10 protein-coding genes, 4 tRNA genes and 2 rRNA genes are annotated in these 17,961 nt (G+C 61.7%); all 16 read right to left on the minus strand.

Annotated features, from left to right (window positions below; genetic code table 11):
- Window positions 1-18 precede the first annotated feature (18 nt).
- The 16 genes from rpoC to HNO53_RS18755 all read right to left on the minus strand — a co-directional run bounded on the left by rpoC (window position 19) and on the right by HNO53_RS18755 (window position 17,802).
- On the minus strand, window positions 19-4,239 hold the full coding sequence (gene rpoC, locus HNO53_RS18680; protein WP_209474208.1) for a DNA-directed RNA polymerase subunit beta': 4,221 nt from the start codon (window positions 4,237-4,239) through the stop codon (window positions 19-21).
- 11 nt (window positions 4,240-4,250) lie between these two features.
- Entirely contained in the window at window positions 4,251-8,330 is a 4,080-nt protein-coding gene (gene rpoB, locus HNO53_RS18685) for a DNA-directed RNA polymerase subunit beta (RefSeq protein WP_209474209.1), read from the minus strand.
- Between the two features lie 232 nt (window positions 8,331-8,562).
- Window positions 8,563-8,937, minus strand: a complete 375-nt coding sequence (gene rplL / locus HNO53_RS18690) for a 50S ribosomal protein L7/L12 (protein ID WP_111413331.1) — start codon at window positions 8,935-8,937, stop codon at window positions 8,563-8,565.
- A gap of 90 nt (window positions 8,938-9,027) precedes the next feature.
- Window positions 9,028-9,531, minus strand: coding sequence for a 50S ribosomal protein L10 (gene rplJ / locus HNO53_RS18695; RefSeq protein ID WP_209474211.1), 504 nt, complete (start codon window positions 9,529-9,531; stop codon window positions 9,028-9,030).
- A 264-nt stretch (window positions 9,532-9,795) separates the two neighbouring features.
- Window positions 9,796-10,488, minus strand: coding sequence for a 50S ribosomal protein L1 (gene rplA, locus HNO53_RS18700; RefSeq protein ID WP_010626457.1), 693 nt, complete (start codon window positions 10,486-10,488; stop codon window positions 9,796-9,798).
- 2 nt (window positions 10,489-10,490) lie between these two features.
- Window positions 10,491-10,922, minus strand: coding sequence for a 50S ribosomal protein L11 (gene rplK, locus HNO53_RS18705; protein ID WP_071943762.1), 432 nt, complete (start codon window positions 10,920-10,922; stop codon window positions 10,491-10,493).
- 92 nt (window positions 10,923-11,014) lie between these two features.
- A complete protein-coding gene (gene nusG, locus HNO53_RS18710) occupies window positions 11,015-11,548 on the minus strand; it encodes a transcription termination/antitermination protein NusG (protein WP_209474213.1) in 534 nt (177 codons plus the stop codon).
- 8 nt (window positions 11,549-11,556) lie between these two features.
- Entirely contained in the window at window positions 11,557-11,925 is a 369-nt protein-coding gene (gene secE / locus HNO53_RS18715) for a preprotein translocase subunit SecE (RefSeq protein ID WP_209474215.1), read from the minus strand.
- Window positions 11,926-11,993: 68 nt separating this feature from the next.
- Window positions 11,994-12,069, minus strand: a tRNA-Trp gene (locus tag HNO53_RS18720).
- 144 nt (window positions 12,070-12,213) lie between these two features.
- Window positions 12,214-12,288: transfer RNA gene (locus HNO53_RS18725), tRNA-Thr, on the minus strand.
- A gap of 40 nt (window positions 12,289-12,328) precedes the next feature.
- Window positions 12,329-12,402, minus strand: a tRNA-Gly gene (locus HNO53_RS18730).
- 47 nt (window positions 12,403-12,449) lie between these two features.
- A tRNA-Tyr gene (locus tag HNO53_RS18735) sits at window positions 12,450-12,533 on the minus strand.
- A gap of 117 nt (window positions 12,534-12,650) precedes the next feature.
- The gene (locus tag HNO53_RS18740; protein ID WP_209474217.1) at window positions 12,651-13,490 is read right to left on the minus strand and encodes a type III pantothenate kinase; all 840 of its coding nucleotides are present in this window, start codon (window positions 13,488-13,490) and stop codon (window positions 12,651-12,653) included.
- Window positions 13,487-14,470, minus strand: coding sequence for a biotin--[acetyl-CoA-carboxylase] ligase (locus HNO53_RS18745; RefSeq protein ID WP_209474219.1), 984 nt, complete (start codon window positions 14,468-14,470; stop codon window positions 13,487-13,489). Before HNO53_RS18745 ends, HNO53_RS18740 begins: the two co-directional genes overlap by 4 nt.
- Window positions 14,471-14,694: 224 nt before the next feature.
- Window positions 14,695-14,810, minus strand: a 5S ribosomal RNA gene (rrf, locus tag HNO53_RS18750).
- 102 nt (window positions 14,811-14,912) lie between these two features.
- Window positions 14,913-17,802 (minus strand): 23S ribosomal RNA (locus tag HNO53_RS18755).
- Window positions 17,803-17,961 lie beyond the last annotated feature (159 nt).

Below are 17,961 nucleotides of genomic sequence, written 5' to 3' on the forward strand. Positions count from 1 at the left end.
CCTGACGCCCCTGCCCGCCTACAGCTCGTCGTCGTCCGAATCGAGGGCGGTGAGCTGGGCACCCAGCTCCTGCTCGACGTCGAAGGCCGACGGGTGAAGCAGACGCTCGGTATCTTCCCGCTTGCGGCGACGCTCCTGGTGATGCGCCAGCCCCGTTCCCGCCGGGATCAGGCGACCGACCACCACGTTCTCCTTCAGGCCACGCAGGTAGTCGCGCTTGCCGGTAACCGCCGCCTCGGTCAGCACCCGCGTGGTCTCTTGGAAGGAGGCCGCGGAAATGAACGATTCGGTGGCCAGGCTGGCCTTGGTGATACCCAGCAGCACGCGCTGGTATTTGGCCGGGAACTTCTCGGCCTGTTCCATCCGCGCATTTTCCTCGAGCACCTTGACCAACTCGACCTGGTCCCCCGGAATGAACTCGGAGTCGCCGGAGTCGGTGATCTCGACCTTGCGCAGCATCTGACGCACGATCACCTCGATGTGCTTGTCGTTGATGCCCACGCCCTGCAGGCGATAGACCTCCTGGATCTCGGCGGTGATGTACTTGGCCAGCTCCGCCACGCCCAGCAGCCGCAGGATGTCGTGCGGGTTGCTCGGACCGTCGGAGATCACCTCGCCTTTCTCCACGGTCTCGCCTTCGAAGACCGCGATCTGACGCCACTTCGGGATCAGCATCTCGAACGGATCGCTGCCGTCGTCGGGCGTGATCGTCAGGCGGCGCTTGCCCTTGGTCTCCTTGCCGAAGCTGATCGTACCGCTGACTTCGGCGAGGATGGCCGGCTCCTTCGGCTTGCGCGCCTCGAACAGGTCGGCCACCCGCGGCAGACCACCGGTGATGTCCTTGTTGCCGGACGCCTCCACCGGGATACGCGCAACGATCTCGCCGATGCCGATCTGAGCGCCATTGTCGACCGAGACGATTGCCTTGCCCGGCAGCAGGTACTGCACCGGGGTGTTGGAACCCGCCACGCTGACCGGCTCGCCGCTCTCGTCGGTGAGCAGGATCATCGGTCGGCTGTCGCGACCAGCCTGCGGGCGTGCCGCCGACTCGATCACCTCGATCGAGGAGAGGCCGGTCATCTCGTCCACGCTGCGGTGGATGGTGACCCCGTCGACCATGTCGACGTACTGCACCTTACCCTCCAGCTCGGCGATGATCGGGTGGGTGTGCGGATCCCACTTGGCCACCATCTGACCGGCCTCGACTGCATCGCCGTCCTTGATCGACAGCTCGGCGCCGTAGGGTAGCTTGTAGTACTCGCGCTCGCGGCCATGCTCGTCGGCCACCGCCAGGGCGCTGGAGCGGGACACTACCACCAGCTTGCCGTCGTTGCGCTCGACGAACTTCATGTTGTGCAGGCGCACCTTGCCGCCGTGCTTCACCTGCACGCTGTCCACCGCCGAGGCACGCGATGCCGCGCCGCCGATGTGGAAGGTCCGCATGGTCAGCTGGGTACCCGGCTCACCGATCGACTGGGCGGCAATGACCCCCACCGCCTCGCCGATGTTGACCTGATGACCACGCGCCAGGTCGCGACCGTAGCACGAGGAGCAGACGCCGTGGGTCGATTCGCAGGTGATCGCGCTGCGCACCACGATCTCATCGACACCCATGGTGTCGAGACGCTCGCACCAGACCTCGTCGAGCAAGGTTCCCTTCTCGATCAGCACCTCATCGGTGCTGGGGTCGATGACGTCCTGGGCCACTACGCGGCCGAGCACGCGCTGCGCCAGCGAGACGATGATGTCGCCCCCCTCGATGACCGGATGCAGGGTCAGCCCCTGCTCGGTGCCGCAGTCGGGCTCGGTGATCACCATGTCCTGGGCGACATCGACCAGACGGCGGGTCAGGTAACCGGAGTTGGCGGTCTTGAGCGCCGTGTCCGCCAGACCCTTCCGCGCACCGTGGGTCGAGATGAAGTACTGCAGTACGTTCAGGCCCTCGCGGAAGTTGGCCACGATCGGCGTCTCGATGATCGAGCCGTCGGGCTTGGCCATCAGGCCGCGCATGCCCGCGAGCTGGCGGATCTGGGCAGCACTACCACGCGCCCCGGAGTCGGCCATGATGAATACGCTGTTGAACGAATCCTGCTCGACCTCGTTGCCCTTGCGATCGACGACGGTTTCCTTGGAGATGCCCGCCATCATCGCCTTGGCCACCTTGTCGTTGGCCTTGGACCAGATGTCGATGACCTTGTTGTACTTCTCGCCGGCGGTCACGAGACCGGAGGAGAACTGATCCTCGATCTCCTTGACCTCGGCCTCGGCCGCCTCGACGATTTCCGTCTTGGCTTCGGGAATGACGAAGTCGTTGACGCCGATGGAGGCGCCTGACCAGGTCGCCATGCGGAAGCCGGTATACATCAGCTGGTCGGCAAAGATGACCGTCGGCTTGAGACCGGCACGGCGATACACCTCGTTGAGGAGCTTCGAAATCGCCTTCTTCTTCATCGGCTGATCGACCAGCTCGAACGGCACGCCGTCGGGCAGGATGCGGAACAGCATGGCGCGACCCACGGTGGTGTCGTAGAGGGTACGCGCGGTGCTGCGCTCGCCAGTCTCCTCGTCGATCAGCACCTCGGTCAGGCGCACCTTGACCCGCGCATGCAGCGATACGCTCTGGGTACCGAAGGCGCGCTCGACCTCGTTGAGGCCGGAGAACACCATGCCCTCGCCCTTGGCGTTGATCTTCTCGCGGGTCATGTAGTACAGGCCCAGTACCACGTCCTGGGACGGCACGATGATCGGGTCACCGTTGGCCGGGGACAGCACGTTGTTGGTGGCCATCATCAGCGCACGCGCCTCGAGCTGGGCTTCCAGCGTCAGCGGTACGTGCACTGCCATCTGGTCGCCGTCGAAGTCGGCGTTGTAGGCGGCACACACCAGCGGGTGCAGCTGGATTGCCTTGCCTTCGATCAGCAGCGGCTCGAAAGCCTGGATACCCAGGCGGTGCAGGGTCGGCGCGCGGTTCAGCAGCACCGGGTGCTCGCGAATGACGTCGGCGAGAATGTCCCACACCTCGGGCAGCTCGCGCTCGACCATCTTCTTGGCCGCCTTGATGGTGGAGGCCTGGCCGTTGGCCTGCAGCTTGGAGTAGATGAACGGCTTGAACAGCTCGAGCGCCATCTTCTTGGGCAGACCGCACTGGTGCAGGCGCAGGGTCGGACCGACGGTAATGACCGAACGGCCGGAGTAGTCGACGCGCTTGCCCAGCAGGTTCTGGCGGAAACGCCCCTGCTTGCCCTTGATCATGTCGGCCAGCGACTTCAGCGGACGCTTGTTGGAGCCGGTGATGGCGCGACCGCGACGACCGTTGTCGAGCAGCGCATCGACCGCTTCCTGCAGCATGCGCTTCTCGTTGCGCACGATGATGTCCGGCGCATTGAGGTCGAGCAGCCGCTTGAGGCGGTTGTTGCGGTTGATCACCCGGCGGTACAGGTCGTTGAGGTCGGAGGTGGCGAAACGACCGCCGTCCAGCGGCACCAGCGGACGCAGGTCCGGCGGCAGCACCGGCAGCACCTCCATCACCATCCACGCCGGATCGTTACCGGAGTTGAGGAAGGCCTCCAGCAGCTTGAGCCGCTTAGAGAGCTTCTTGATCTTGGTCTCGGAGTTGGTCTGTGGGATCTCCTCGCGCAGGCGGTCGACCTCCTCGGAGAGGTCGATGTCCTTGAGCAGCGCCTGGATCGCCTCGGCACCCATGCGGGCGTCAAAATCGTCACCGAACTCCTCGAGGGCCTCGAAGTACTGCTCGTCGTTGAGCAGCTGGCCGCGCTCGAGCGTGGTCATGCCCGGGTCGATGACCACGAAGCTCTCGAAGTAGAGCACCCGCTCGATATCACGCAGGGTCATGTCGAGGAACATGCCGATGCGCGACGGCAGCGACTTGAGGAACCAGATGTGCGCTACCGGCGAGGCCAACTCGATGTGCCCCATGCGCTCCCGGCGCACCGCCGCCTTGGTCACCTCGACGCCGCACTTCTCGCAGATGATGCCGCGGTGCTTCATGCGCTTGTACTTGCCGCACAGGCACTCGTAGTCCTTCACCGGGCCAAAGATCTTGGCGCAGAACAGCCCGTCCCGCTCCGGCTTGAAGGTGCGGTAGTTGATGGTCTCGGGCTTCTTGACCTCGCCGTAGGACCAGGAGCGAATCATGTCCGGAGACGCGAGCGAGATCTTGATCGCGTCGAACTCTTCGGACTGTGACTGCGATTTGAGGACTTTCACCAAATCTTTCATGGAGTCGGCTCCTAGCTCTCTAACTCGATATCGATGCCCAGCGAACGGATTTCCTTCACCAGTACATTGAAGGACTCCGGCATGCCGGCATGCATGGTGTGGTCGCCGTCGACAATGCTCTTGTACATCTTGGTGCGACCTTCCACGTCGTCGGACTTCACCGTGAGCATCTCCTGGAGCGTGTAGGCCGCGCCGTAGGCTTCCAGCGCCCACACCTCCATCTCGCCGAAACGCTGGCCGCCGAACTGCGCCTTGCCGCCCAGCGGCTGCTGGGTGACAAGCGAGTAGGAGCCAGTGGAACGGGCGTGCATCTTGTCGTCCACCAGGTGGTTGAGCTTGAGCATGTACATGTAGCCAACCGTCACCGGGCGGTCGAAGGCGTCGCCGGTACGCCCGTCGTACAGGGTCATCTGGCCGGAATCCGGCAGGTCGGCCAGGCGCAGCAGGTGCTTGATCTCACCTTCGGCGGCACCGTCGAATACCGGCGATGCCATCGGCACGCCGCCGCGCAGGTTCTTGGCCAGGGCAATGATCTCGTCGTCGGAGAGCGAGTCGAGATCCTCCACCCGGGTTCCCGTGGTGGAGTTGTAGACCTGCCCCAGGAACTCGCGAATCTCGGCCACCTGCTGGGCACGGGCATCGCGCAGCATGGCATCGATCTTGAGGCCAAGGCCCTGGGCAGCGAGCCCCAGGTGAGTCTCGAGGATCTGCCCCACGTTCATCCGCGACGGTACGCCCAGCGGGTTCAGGACGATGTCCACCGGCACGCCGTTGTCGTCGAAGGGCATGTCCTCCACCGGCATGATCGCCGAGATGACACCCTTGTTACCGTGACGGCCGGCCATCTTGTCGCCCGGTTGGATGCGGCGCTTGACCGCCATGTAGACCTTGACGATCTTGAGCACGCCGGGCGCCAGGTCGTCGCCCTGGGTCAGCTTGCGCTTCTTGTCCTCGAAGCGCTCTTCCATCTCCTTGCGGCGGTTCTCGAGCTGTTCGTCGGCCTGGGCCAGCAGCTCGTTGAGCGCCTCGTCCTGCAGCCGCAGCTTGAACCACTGCTGGCGCGGCAGCTCCTCCAGGTAGCTGTCGGAGAGCACGTCGCCCTTCTTCAGCTTGGGACCGCCGTTGACCGGCTGACCGGAGAGCGTGCGCTTGAGGCGCTCGAAGGTGGCGTCCTCGGCGATACGGTAGGTCTCCTGCAGGTCCTTGCGCACCTCGTCGAGCTGCATCTGCTCGATGGCCAGTGCACGCGAGTCCTTCTCCACGCCGTCGCGAGTGAACACCTGCACGTCGATGACCGTGCCCTTCATGCCGGTCGGGGCACGCAGCGAGGTATCCTTCACGTCGCTGGCCTTCTCGCCGAAGATCGCCCGCAGCAGCTTCTCTTCCGGCGTCAGTTGGGTCTCGCCCTTGGGCGTGACCTTGCCCACCAGGATGTCACCCGGGCCGACCTCGGCACCGATGTAGACCACGCCGGCTTCATCCAGCTTGGCCAATGCCGACTCGCCGACATTGGGGATATCGGAGGTGATCTCCTCCGGCCCCAGCTTGGTGTCGCGCGACACGCAGGTCAGCTCCTGGATGTGGATGGTGGTGAAGCGGTCCTCCTGCACCACACGCTCCGAGAGCAGGATCGAGTCCTCGAAGTTGTAGCCGTTCCAGGGCATGAAGGCGATACGCATGTTCTGACCCAGGGCCAGGTCGCCCATGTCGACGGACGGACCGTCGGCCAGGATGTCGCCACGCGCCACGATGTCGCCAGGACGCACGATGGGACGCTGGTTCATGCAGGTGTTCTGGTTGGAACGCACGTACTTGGTGAGGTTGTAGATGTCGACGCCGGCTTCGCCGCCGATGATCTCGTCCTCGTTGATACGCACCACGATGCGCTTGGCGTCCACCGAGTCGATCACCCCGCCGCGACGCGCCACGGCGCAGACGCCGGAATCGCGGGCGACGAAGCGCTCCATGCCGGTGCCGACCAGCGGCTTCTCGGCGCGCAGCGTCGGTACCGCCTGGCGCTGCATGTTCGAGCCCATCAAGGCGCGGTTGGCATCGTCATGCTCGAGGAACGGGATCAGCGCGGCTGCCACGGAGACCACCTGGCGCGGTGACACGTCCATCAGCGTCACCTGCTCGGGACGCATGAAGGTGGTTTCGCCCTTGTGGCGCACCTGCACCAGATCGTCGACCAGCTTGCCGGATTCGTCGACGCTGGCCGAGGCCTGGGCGATGATGAAGTCGCCCTCCTCGATCGCCGACAGGTGAACCACCTCGTCGGTCACTTGGCGATCCACCACCTTGCGGTACGGCGTTTCGAGGAAGCCATAGCTATTGGTGTGGCTGTAGGTCGCCAGCGAGTTGATCAGACCGATGTTCGGACCTTCAGGGGTCTCGATCGGGCACAGGCGACCGTAGTGGGTGGCGTGAACGTCGCGCACCTCGAAGCCGGCCCGCTCGCGGGTCAGGCCGCCCGGGCCAAGCGCGGAAACACGGCGCTTGTGAGTGACCTCGGAAAGCGGGTTGTTCTGGTCCATGAACTGGGAGAGCTGGCTGGAGCCGAAGAACTCCTTGACCGCCGCGGCGACGGGCTTGGCGTTGATCAGATCTTGCGGCATCAGGCCTTCGCTCTCGGCCATGGAGAGGCGTTCCTTGACCGCGCGCTCGACGCGTACCAGTCCCACGCGGAACTGGTTCTCGGCCATCTCGCCGACGCAGCGAATGCGGCGGTTGCCCAGGTGATCGATATCGTCGACTTCGCCGAAGCCGTTGCGGATATAGATCAGTTCCTTGAGCACATCGAGGATGTCGCGATTGTCGAGCACCCCGGAACCGGTGTCGCCCTCACGACGCAGGCGACGATTGAACTTCATGCGGCCGACGCCCGACAGGTCGTAGCGGTCCTCGGTGAAGAACAGGTTGTGGAACAGCGTCTCGGCGGCTTCCTTGGTGGGCGGCTCGCCGGGGCGCATCATGCGGTAGATCTCGACCAGCGCTTCGAGCTGCGAGCCGGTGGTGTCCAGGCGCAGGGTCTCGGAGATGAACGGACCGCAGTCCAGGTCATTGGTGTAGAGGGTCTCGAGCTTGGTAATGCCAGCCTGACCCAGCTTCTCGAGCAGCTCGGGCGTGATCACGCTATTGCAGGGGCAGATCAGCTCGCCGGTGTTCGAATCGACCTGATCCTTGGCCAGGGTCTTGCCGAACAGGTAGTCCATCGGCACCTCGAGACGCTCGAGGCCGGCCTTCTCCAGCTGGCGGATATGCTTCTGGGTGATGCGACGCCCTTCTTCCACGATCAGGTTGCCGTCGGCATCCTTGATGTCGAAAGTCGCGGTTTCGCCGCGCAGGCGCGACGGCACCAGATCCACAGAGAAGCCACTCTTCTCGATGTGGAAGGTGCTGGTGTCGAAGAACTCGTCGAGGATCTCCTCGGCGCTCATCCCCAGCGCGCGCAGCAGCACCGAGGCCGGCAGCTTGCGGCGACGGTCGATGCGCACGAAGACGTTGTCCTTGGGGTCGAATTCGAAGTCGAGCCAGGAGCCACGATACGGAATCACGCGGGCGGAATAGAGCAGCTTGCCCGACGAGTGGCTCTTGCCCTTGTCGTGGTCGAAGAACACGCCCGGCGAGCGGTGCAGCTGGGAAACAATGACCCGCTCGGTGCCGTTGACCACGAAGGTGCCGTTCTCGGTCATCAGGGGGATCTCCCCCATGTAGACTTCCTGCTCCTTGATGTCCTTGATGGCCTTGTTCGAGGAGTCGCGATCATAGATGATCAAGCGTACCTTGACCCGTAGCGGAGCGGAGTAGGTGACGCCACGCAGCTGGCACTCCTTGACATCGAACGCCGGGGTACCAAAGCGGTAGCTGACGTACTCGAGCGCTGCGTTGCCGGAGAAGCTCTCGATCGGGAACACGGACTTGAAGGCCGCGTGCAGCCCCACCTCGAGGCGCTCATCGGCCGAGCGGTCCTGCTGGAGGAAGTCGTAATAGGAATCAAGCTGGATCGCCAGCAGGTAGGGCACATCCATCACTTGGGGCAGTTTGCCGAAATCCTTGCGGATGCGTTTTTTCTCAGTGTATGAGTAAGCCATCTGTATTCCCCAGCTTGTTCACCATGGGTGACCGATGCGTGGTCGGCGCCGCCCGGCGGACCTCTCCGCCAGGCGCTGACGGCAAGCTCCACAGGGGTAGCTCGCCGTCGGGATTCTGCTAGCGACGCTGCGTCAGCAAGGCGCTAGTGCAACAGAAAAAGGCCGGCAGCGGGAAGGCCCGCCACCAGCCATGGAAGCTTACGCAGCGCGTGAAGCCATGGAAACCAAGGGGTTACTTGAGTTCCACAGTGGCGCCGGCTTCTTCCAGCTTCTTCTTGGCCTCTTCGGCCTCGTCCTTGGACATGGCTTCCTTGATGGTCGCCGGCGCGCCGTCGACGGCACCCTTGGCTTCCTTCAGGCCCAGGCCGGTGATCTCGCGAACGGCCTTGATCACGTTGACCTTCTTGTCGCCAGCGCTGGTCAGCACCAGGTCGAACTCGGTCTGCTCTTCGGCAGCGCCGGCGTCACCGCCAGCAGCCGGGCCGGCCACGACGGCGGCAGCGGCGGAAACGCCGAACTTCTCTTCCATCGCTTCGATCAGCTCGACGACTTCCATTACGGACATGTCGGCGACGGCGTTGATGATGTCTTCTTTGGTCAGTGCCATTTCGATGATTCCTAACTTTGCGGGAGCCTCGGCGCACCGAGTACTCGTCTGTTCAGTGTTCGATTCAGACAGCGGGAATGAGTTCGCCGATCAGGCGGCCTGTTCCTGCTTCTGGTCGCGCAGGGCGGCCAGCGTACGAACCAGCTTGCCGGCGGATGCCTCCTTCATGACGGACATCAGCTTGGCGATGGCCTCGTCGTAGGTCGGCAGGGTCGCCAGACGGTCGATGTCGCTTGCCGGGATCAGCTCGCCTTCGTAGGCCAGCGCCTTGACTTCGAAGTTCTTCTCATCCTTGGCGAAATCCTTGAACAGGCGAGCGGCAGCGCCCGGATGCTCAGTGGAAAACGCCAGCAGAGTCGGACCGACGAAGCTCTCGTTCAGACACTCCCATTGAGTGCCCGAGAGGGCGCGGCGTGCCAGGGTGTTGCGAACAACACGGATCTGCACACCATTCTCGCGCGCCTGCTTGCGCAGACCGGTCATCTTTTCGACCGTAACGCCGCGAGAATCGGCAACTACGACGGAGAGAGCGCCCTTGGCCGCTTCACTGACCTCGGCAACAATCGCCTTCTTGCCTTCGAGTGCTAGTGGCACAGTGATCACTCCTTCGTGCCGGAACCACATGGGCTCCGGAGGTTACCATCTCTTCCGCCAACGCCAGGCGTCGACGGAAGTCCTGGGTGATGGTGCTCACCAGCGTTCTGGCGGCCACACCATCTGCGCAGGCACCCCTAGGGGAGATTAAGCCGCCCACTAGAGAGAGGGCGGCACCTGCGGTCTTTGACGGCGCCCCTCACGCCCTGACGGGCAAGACGTGCGGGGACCGCAAAGTTCTTGCAACTTCTTCTGCCTGCGTCCTTAGACCAGAGCAGAGTGATCGAGGGTCAGGCCCGGGCCCATGGTAGTGGACAGGGTGACCTTCTTGAAATAGATGCCTTTGGACGTGCTCGGCTTGAGACGCTTGAGATCGGCAACCAGCGCTTCCAGGTTGCCCCGGATGGCATCGGCGTCGAAATCGACCTTACCCAGCGTGGTATGGATGATGCCGTTCTTGTCGGTACGGAAACGTACCTGACCGGCCTTGGCGTTCTTGACCGCTGTCGCCACGTCCGGTGTCACGGTACCCACCTTGGGGTTCGGCATCAGACCGCGCGGACCAAGGATCTGGCCCAGCTGGCCGACGACGCGCATGGCGTCCGGCGAGGCGATGACCACGTCGAAGTCGAGCTGTCCCTTCTTGACCTGCTCGGCCAGGTCATCCATGCCGACGATGTCGGCACCGGCTTCCTTGGCGGCATCGGCGTTGGCGCCCTGGGTGAACACGGCGACGCGAACGTCCTTGCCGGTCCCGTTGGGCATCACGGTTGCACCGCGCACCACCTGGTCGGACTTACGCGGATCGACGCCCAGATTGATGGCGACATCCAGCGACTCCTTGAACTTGACGGTGGAGAGCTCGGCGAGCAGGGCCACGGCCTCTTCCAGGCTGTACGCCTTGGAGGCATCGACCTTTTCGCGAATCATCTGTGCGCGCTTGGACAGTTTGGCCATGATCAGAGACCCTCCACGTTCAGGCCCATGCTGCGGGCACTACCGGCAATGGTACGCACTGCGGCGTCGAGGTCGGCAGCCGTCAGGTCCGGCTCCTTGGTCTTGGCGATTTCCTCGAGCTGCTCGCGGGTCACGGTACCGACCTTCTTCTTGTTCGGCTCGCCGGAGCCGGACTTGATGCCAGCCGCCTTCTTCAGCAGGACCGCCGCCGGCGGGGTCTTGGTGATGAAGGTGAAGCTGCGGTCGGAATAGACGGTGATCACCACGGGAGTCGGCAGACCCGGCTCGATGTCCTGGGTCGCAGCGTTGAACGCCTTGCAGAACTCCATGATGTTGACACCGTGCTGACCCAGCGCAGGGCCCACGGGGGGACTCGGGTTGGCCTTACCAGCTGCCACCTGCAGCTTGATGTAAGCCTGTACTTTCTTGGCCATGATGTACTCCAGTTGGGTAATAGCGCCTTGCGGCTCCCCGGGTTAAACGGCCACCGTAGTGGCCGCGCAGTAAAGCCTGTCGTCGAGAACGGTTATTCCTTCTCGACCTGGGAAAACTCGAGCTCGACGGGCGTCGCCCTGCCGAAGATCAGCACGCTGACCTGCAGGCGACTCTTGTCGTAGTTGACCTCTTCGACCACGCCGTTGAAATCGGCAAAAGGCCCGTCGATGACACGCACGGACTGACCCGGCTCGAACATCGTCTTGGGCCGCGGCTTGTCACTACCGTCCTTCACGCGGCGAAGAATGGCGTCGGCCTCACGCTGAGTGATCGGCGCCGGCTTCTCCTTGGTACCGCCGATGAAGCCCATGACACGGGGCGTCTCGTTGACCAGGTGCCAGGTCGCGTCATCCATTTCCATCTCGACCAGCACATAGCCGGGATAGAACTTGCGCTCACTCTTGCGGCGCTTGCCGTCACGCACCTCGACGACCTCTTCGGTCGGCACCAGAATCTCGCCAAAGCGATCCTCCATGCCATACATCTTCACGCGCTCCTTGAGGGAGCGCATGACATGCTTCTCGAAGCCGGAGTAGGCGTGAACGACGTACCAACGCTTGGACATGAAAACTCCTAACCGATGACGCCGGACATCGCCCAGCTAAGTAGGGTGTCGATCAGCCACAGCATCAGCCCGACGACCAAGACGGCAACCAGCACGATCGCGGTCGTCTGCACGGTCTCGGGTCGGGTCGGCCATACAACGCGCTGAATCTCTTTCTTGGCGTTCTTGGCCAGCTCGGCGAGGTCCCGCCCCCTGGCGGTCATCAGCGCAACAACCGCAGCGCCCGCGCAGAGCACGACGACGCCAAGCACACGATAGAGAAGCGCCTGGTCGGCAAAATAGGTATTCCCCACCACCGCCAGCACCACCAACGTAACGACAACCGCCCACTTGAGCCCGTCGTGGCGCGACTCCTGCACCTCGGCGTTGTGTTTCATGAAAACGAGACTCCTCAGGGTGCGGCAATCGAGTATGTTCGTATGAAGGATGCCAACCTGGGGAAGGTTGGCAGGCCAGGAGGGAATCGAACCCCCAACCTGCGGTTTTGGAGACCGCTGCTCTGCCAATTGAGCTACTGGCCTGTATCTGGTATGCATCACCTCTTGCAGGCCGCATGCACAACAGCGGGCGCCATGATAGCGGATGACTCGCCGACTGGCAACCCTCTCCCGACGAATGAGCGCCGCGAAGAAAAAGAAAGGCGAGCCTTTGCCCGCCTTTCGAATTGGAGCTCATGGACGGATTTGAACCGTCGACCTCACCCTTACCAAGGGTGTGCTCTACCCCTGAGCTACATGAGCAAAACCTCTGGCATCACCAACAAGCACTGCCGACAATACCTGGAGCGGGCAGCGGGAATCGAACCCGCATCATCAGCTTGGAAGGCTGAGGTTCTACCATTGAACTATGCCCGCCTACCCACTCTTTCCAACCCAGACCCCAAGGCCTTGGCCAGCATATCTGGTGGAGGGGGAAGGATTCGAACCTTCGAAGCTTTCGCGGCAGATTTACAGTCTGCTCCCTTTGGCCACTCGGGAACCCCTCCAGATGGCGGCCCATTCTACCGCCTGCCGAAACCATGTCAAGGGCTTATTTTTCAGCCACTTGCCACCTCAGTGACACAGAACCTCGCCACCTAGGCCTCGGAACGCGCTGCATTGTGTCAAAGCAGCATGGAGAATGCAAGGCCTGCCCGGATTTTTTCCAAGCCAGCCGGCGCGGGCACACGCGGCGCCCCAGACATGCGACCGGCACGCTCGGCAGCGGTCAGCGGAAAGCAGGCCTCCAAGCCGCCATAAACCATATCGGGCCAGACCGCATGCGGAGAGTGCACCCCCCGCGCCACGACTCGCGCGTCTCCCCCGGTCAGCAGCATCGGCAACGCTACCCCTTCGCGATCGCAGACCTCGGCATAGATGCGGTTCACGGCACTGACGGCAGCGAGATAGATTCCGTGATTGACGGCCTCGACGGTTCGCTTGCCGGGAAGTAGCAGCTCCTCGGCCTCGCTATCGGGATCAATGGCAACGTTGCGCGTGCCGAGCTTGAGACTTTCCTTCATCAGACGCAGGCCCGGCAGAATATACCCGCCCAGATGGCGGCCGCCCGGGAGCACGAAATCGATGGTGATGGCACTACCGCAGTCCACGGCACAACAACCGCCGGCCAACTGATAGCCGGCCAGCACGCCCATCCAGCGATCAACCCCCAACCGGTGCGGCTCCTCATAGCCGTTGACCACACCCAGCGCCTCGGGTACCGAACGCGCCACATGCACACCGCGCACTCGGCTCTGCAATAGCCTCACGGTCTGCTCCAGCACCGCCTGGCGAGCAACGCTGGAGATACGCACCGCCTCGACTACATCGAGATCCGGTATATCGGAACCTGGCTTCCACTCCTCGCGCGTCCAGACGGCTCCCCGCGAGCGAATTTCGCTGCTGTCGGCATCCTTCAGTCGCCACTTGGAAAGCGTATTGCCGATATCCAGGTCAAGGATCATGTACGCCCACGCACGCTGATCTCTCCTCCCCCAAGGCGTTCGCGACCGTCACCGTGACGAATCCACAGATTGCCTGACTCATCCACACTCTCGGCCGTCGCCACCAGACGCTGCTGCCCTCGCAGCACGTCCACTTCACGGCCCTGAAAGGCATGGCGTACGTTCCACGCCTCCTGCCAGGCAGCGAACCCCATCGCTTCGTAGCCTGCCAGCAGAGGCAATAGCTCGTCCAGCAATTCAGTAGCTAGCTGGTTACGTGACAGCGTCGGCGCCTGATCATGCACTGCCGCCACTCGCTGCTCGATCTGTGCACGAAACCCTTCGGGCAGGTTGAAGTTGATCCCCATGCCAACCACGACTTCGCAAGGCCCTCCCATGTCGCCACTGATCTCGACCAGGATGCCGGCCAACTTGCCCAGCTCTCCTCTCTCATTGGCCAGCAGAACATCGTTGGGCCACTTCAATCGCGGCTTCATGTCATGGCGTTCAAGCGCCTTGGCCAAGGCCACGCCCACCGCAAGACTCAACCCCTCCAGCGTCGCGACTCCGGACTCGAAACGCCAGCCCACCGACAGCATGAGCGCTCCCCCCCACGGGGTCGACCAGACGCGCCCGCGCCGACCACGCCCAGCACTCTGCTGCTCCACCAGGCACACCTCGCCATGCCCGGCCCCTTGGGCAAAGCGTTGTCGGATGAACTCGTTGCTGGAGGGCAATGTCTCCTCCACGAACAGCCTGGCGAGATGCTGGCGTCCGTGTCGCGACAGACCGGCGACGACCTTTCCGCCATCCATCAGCTCTAACGGCATGGCCAGCCGATACCCCTGCCCCTTGACCGCCTCGAAAGGAATACCCAATGCCTCTAGCTTCTTCAGTTGTTTCCAGACCGCGGTGCGGGATACACCCAGCCGATCGCCCAACTGCTCCCCGGAGTGGAACTCTCCATCACTTAGCAGTCGAATGAGGTCGCCGATGGTCATGCCTGTAACCTAGCCGGGAAAAGATCCATTCTAGCGAACTGCCGCTTTCGCGGAAACGCGTTGTTTGGATAAAGAAAAAACCCCAGCCTCTTTCGAAGCTGGGGTTTGGGAAGAGATGATGCCTGACGATGTTCGGGTCGTTCGGAGGGCGGCGCTCCGCCACTCTCCAGGGGAGGCCCTAAACGGCGAAACCCCGACCAGTTGGCCGGGGTTTCTGAAGAGATGCCTGACGATGACCTACTCTCGCATGGGGAGACCCCAAACTACCATCGGCGCTGAGCGGTTTCACTGCTGAGTTCGGCATGGGATCAGGTGGTTCCCACTCGCTATGGTCGTCAGGCGAAAACGGTTGGAATCATGCTGACGCGATCGTCTCTGCCCGGCTCTCGCTCAGGCGGCGTATCCGTCAATCGTGCGCGATGCGCAGACCCCTTGGGGTTATATGGTCAAGCCTCACGGGCCATTAGTATCGGTTAGCTCAACGCCTTGCAGCGCTTCCACACCCGACCTATCAACCAGCTGGTCTCGCTGGGCCCTTCAGGAGGCTCGAGGCCTCGGGGATGTCTCATCTTGAAGGGGGCTTCCCGCTTAGATGCCTTCAGCGGTTATCCCGTCCGCACGTAGCTACCCGGCAATGCCACTGGCGTGACAACCGGAACACCAGAGGTGCGTCCACTCCGGTCCTCTCGTACTAGGAGCAGCTCTTCTCAAACATCCAACGCCCACGGCAGATAGGGACCGAACTGTCTCACGACGTTCTAAACCCAGCTCGCGTACCACTTTAAATGGCGAACAGCCATACCCTTGGGACCGACTTCAGCCCCAGGATGTGATGAGCCGACATCGAGGTGCCAAACACCGCCGTCGATGTGAACTCTTGGGCGGTATCAGCCTGTTATCCCCGGAGTACCTTTTATCCGTTGAGCGATGGCCCTTCCATACAGAACCACCGGATCACTAGAACCTACTTTCGTACCTGCTCGACGTGTCTGTCTCGCAGTTAAGCACCCTTATGCTCTTGCACTCAATGCACGATTTCCGACCGTGCTGAGGGTACCTTCGTGCTCCTCCGTTACTCTTTGGGAGGAGACCGCCCCAGTCAAACTACCCACCACACACTGTCCTCGATCCGGATCACGGACCTGAGTTAGAACGCCAATGATGCCAGGCTGGTATTTCAAGGTTGGCTCCGCCCGAACTGGCGTCCGGGGTTCCTAGCCTCCCAGCTATCCTACACAAGCAACATCAGCGTCCAGTGTGAAGCTATAGTAAAGGTTCACGGGGTCTTTCCGTCTAGCCGCGGGTACACAGCATCTTCACTGCGATTTCAATTTCACTGAGTCTCGGGTGGAGACAGCGTGGCCATCATTACGCCATTCGTGCAGGTCGGAACTTACCCGACAAGGAATTTCGCTACCTTAGGACCGTTATAGTTACGGCCGCCGTTTACCGGGGCTTCGATCAAGAGCTTCGCCCGAGGGCTAACACCATCACTTAACCTTCCGGCACCGGGCAGGCGTCACACCCTATACGTCCGCTTACGCGTTGGCAGAGTGCTGTGTTTTTAATAAACAGTTGCAGCCACCTGGTATCTTCGACCGCCTCGTGCTCCGGCCGCGAGGGCCTTCACACTAACGCGGCGTGCCTTCTCCCGAAGTTACGGCACCATTTTGCCTAGTTCCTTCACCCGAGTTCTCTCAAGCGCCTGGGTATTCTCTACCTGACCACCTGTGTCGGTTTGGGGTACGGTCCCACTGTATCTGAAGCTTAGAGGCTTTTCCTGGAAGCGTGGCATCGATGACTTCCACCCCGTGGGGTGTTCGTCTCGCCTCTCGGCCTTGGGGATCCGGATTTGCCTGAATCCCCAGCCTACGGGCTTTCACCAGGACAACCAACGCCTGGCCCACCTAGCCTTCTTCGTCCCCCCATCGCAATACAGTGAGGTACGGGAATATTGACCCGTTTCCCATCGACTACGCCTTTCGGCCTCGCCTTAGGGGCCGACTCACTCTGCTCCGATTAGCGTCGAACAGAAACCCTTGGTCTTCCGGCGGGGGAGTTTTTCACTCCCCTTGTCGTTACTCATGTCAGCATTCGCACTCGTGATACCTCCAGCAGACTTCTCAATCCACCTTCATCGGCTTACACGACGCTCCTCTACCGCTTGCCATTCGGCAAGCCCGTAGCTTCGGTACCTGGTTTAGCCCCGTTACATCTTCCGCGCAGGCCGACTCGACTAGTGAGCTATTACGCTTTCTTTAAAGGATGGCTGCTTCTAAGCCAACCTCCTAGCTGTCTGAGCCTTCCCACATCGTTTCCCACTTAACCAGGATTTCGGGACCTTAGCTGACGGTCTGGGTTGTTTCCCTTTTCACGACGGACGTTAGCACCCGCCGTGTGTCTCCCACGCTTGCACTCACCGGTATTCGGAGTTTGCCTCGGGTTGGTAAGCCGGGATGGCCCCCTAGCCGAAACAGTGCTCTACCCCCGGTGGTGATACGTGAGGCGCTACCTAAATAGCTTTCGAGGAGAACCAGCTATCTCCGGGCTTGATTAGCCTTTCACTCCGATCCACAAGTCATCCAAATCTTTTTCAACAGATCCTGGTTCGGTCCTCCAGTTGATGTTACTCAACCTTCAACCTGCTCATGGATAGATCGCCCGGTTTCGGGTCTATTTCCAGCGACTGGTCGCCCAGTTAAGACTCGGTTTCCCTACGCCTCCCCTATTCGGTTAAGCTCGCCACTGAAAATAAGTCGCTGACCCATTATACAAAAGGTACGCGGTCACAGAACGAGTCTGCTCCCACTGCTTGTACGCATACGGTTTCAGGATCTATTTCACTCCCCTCTCCGGGGTTCTTTTCGCCTTTCCCTCACGGTACTGGTTCACTATCGGTCAGCCAGGAGTATTTAGCCTTGGAGGATGGTCCCCCCATGTTCAGTCAAGGTTTCACGTGCCCCGACCTACTCGATTTCACATGTTCAGGCTTTCGGCTACGGGACTATCACCCCCTATGGTCGAGCTTCCCAGCTCGTTCGCCTAACCAGTCACATGCTTAAGGGCTACTCCCCGTTCGCTCGCCGCTACTGGGGGAATCTCGGTTGATTTCTTTTCCTCGGGGTACTTAGATGTTTCAGTTCCCCCGGTTCGCCTCCCAACACCTATGGATTCAGTGTGGGATACCCAGCTTGTGCTGGGTGGGTTTCCCCATTCGGAAATGCCCGGGTCACAGGTTGTTTGCCACCTCACCGAGCCTTATCGCAGGCTACAACGTCCTTCATCGCCTCTGGCTGCCAAGGCATCCACCGTATGCGCTTAATCGCTTGACCATATAACCCGAAGGGGTCTGGTCTGCGATCACGTACGACAATTGCCGGATACGCTTGAGACGTATCACTTTCGCTTTCTCCTTGCGGAGAAAACTTGTCAGCATGATTCACATTGTTAAAGAGCAGACTGTCAATCGACAGTCATAAACCCGACATCGC

This window comes from Billgrantia antri, from assembly GCF_017868935.1.
GTDB classification, from domain to species: Bacteria; Pseudomonadota; Gammaproteobacteria; order Pseudomonadales; family Halomonadaceae; genus Halomonas; species Halomonas antri.